Raw genomic sequence first — 2,031 nt, 5'->3', positions numbered from 1 at the left:
GGTTCCGCCTGGGTCTCTTGCTCATCGTCTCTCCTGATCTCGGCCATCCTGGCCGCCTTCAGGCAGACAATCCACTCAGCACGCTGTCCAATTTTCCCGAGCCACCTCTATGTTGCGCGCCTGCTCGACGGTCAAAACACCGTGCCGACCGACATTGATGCGACGGCTGCGTCCTGTCGGTGCGCGATATTGCAGGACATAGGATTTCAGCCCGGACGGCAGCGCCCGCTGTCAATCGGCGTCCAAACGGGGGTCTGACGCAAATCCGATGACGATCAGTACGCACCGAGCAATCGGGCCTCGAGCAGGTCGATCTTTCCGCGGCCGTACATTTGTCGTTTGACGAGCTTGAGCTTGTTGACTTGCCCTTCGGTTTGCCCGTTCGACCAGGGCTCGGCGATGGCGGCGCGCACGGCGGCAAGATCTTTGGTGAGGCCGCGGACGAATGAGGCGATCAGGCTCGGTGTAGCGGCCCGGATCCATTCATCGAGATCGCTTGTTGCCCGTCGGCGGATGATGGTGTGGAAGCGATCGATCGGCACCCGCGCCTCAGCAAGCGCTGGGGCACCAGTCTCTATCGCTGCGACGGTGACCGTCTCGGCTTTTGTCAGATGATCGCGCATCAACATCATGAGACGAGCAATCGATCGCGCCGAGGGAACCCTGCGAAACTGGGCGTTCGTCATTCTCTCTGAACGTCGTCGGCGCGTCGCCCACTCGCCAACGACGCGGGTCGATCCGGCAAAGCCCATCGTCCGAAGCCGCCGCCAGAGTTCGGCGCCGTTGCGACAGCCTGTGTCCCATTGCGCGTCGAGGAACGGCAGATGAGGATCGAGTGATCCCTGGCGGGTACGGAATACGTCGGTGCGCTCACCGCGCACAATCTGTCGGACCAGCTTGCGACTCCGACCAGTTCGCCGGACGATCTCCTTGATCGAGACGCACTCCGCGGCAAGGCTGGTGATCACGGCGTTTGTTTCCTCGCGTCGAAGGTAGCCCTCGAACTGGATCCGCTCGGCCGACGTCAGGAGCTGTGGATCGATGACCGTCGCATCCAGAGCGGCGCGGATCGGCTTCATCGACTGCTTGACGGCCGCGAGAAAGGCGGCGCTGGCATTCTCCATGAGGTGCCAACGATCGGCGACCTGGATGGCGCTCGGCAGCGCCTTTGTGGTTGCCTCGCCATAGCCACCACCCCGGTCCCGGGAAACGACCCGGATCGTCGGGTGACGCGACAGCCACGCAGCGACGGTTGCGATCTCGCGATCGGGCAGCAGCTTGACGATGCGGCGACGTTCCAGATCGCAGACGATCGAGCCGTAGCAATGGTTGCGCCGGAACGCCCAGTCGTCGACCCCCACAACGGCGAGTGTGTCGGTTCGGGGCCGTGCCCGCCGCCGAACGACGCGCAGCAGGGTGTCGTTGCTGACCGGAATCATCAGGCGCTGGGCGAAGCTGGCACCAGGTCTGCCGCCAAGGGCCAGGCCGAGATGATGGACGATGCACTCCATGCGTCCCGTCCGGCGAGCACGTTGAGGAACGATGTCGTCTCCAAACCGCTCGGAGAAAATCCTTTGGCGGCATGCAGCCGCATCGCACCGGAAGCGGCGGGTCACGAGTCGAAGATGAACAGCGCGACCGGCCGACGGCAGATCGGATACATGGCGTTCGTAGCGACTGTGGACGCGGCGCGATGGCCGGGTGCAAGAGGGACATGCCGCGAACGGCGAACGGGCCGATGCCGTCACCACCAGGGCACCATCTGATATCTCATGTCGGTCGACAGCAAGACCTCCCGGGATCAAAGACGAAAGCGACAGACGGTACGACATGGCAGCGATCTCCAACGAAATCGCCATTCCCACCGCCAAACTGCATCAAAGATGAGTCAGACCCCCGGTTCAATGCCGTTCGACACTCCCTGCGGTGATCATCTCGCGGGTCTCTGCCAACATACGCTTTGGCAGCATGTGAGTTCAGTCTCGACGGTCGCTCCTACCTGACAACAACGCAATGCGATCGGAGCCGGGC

Annotated in this window: 2 protein-coding genes; both read right to left on the bottom strand. The window is 62.9% G+C overall.

The features are described from left to right. Positions 1 to 75 precede the first annotated feature (75 nt). Complete coding sequence (locus VSX60_RS22670) at positions 76 to 222, bottom strand: Arm DNA-binding domain-containing protein (protein ID WP_442873141.1); 147 nt, start codon at positions 220 to 222, stop codon at positions 76 to 78. 53 nt (positions 223 to 275) lie between these two features. Then, positions 276 to 1,832 carry an ISL3 family transposase gene (locus tag VSX60_RS22185; RefSeq protein WP_327626404.1) on the bottom strand — a complete coding sequence of 519 codons (1,557 nt, stop codon included), beginning with the start codon at positions 1,830 to 1,832 and terminating at the stop codon, positions 276 to 278. Between the last annotated feature and the right edge of the window lie 199 nt (positions 1,833 to 2,031).

The organism is Aurantimonas sp. A3-2-R12 (assembly GCF_036016755.1).
In the GTDB taxonomy this organism is placed as follows: Bacteria; Pseudomonadota; Alphaproteobacteria; order Rhizobiales; family Rhizobiaceae; genus Aurantimonas; species Aurantimonas coralicida_A.
The sequence above is the reverse complement of the archived record's forward strand: the minus strand, read 5'-3'. Positions and strand labels throughout refer to the sequence as shown.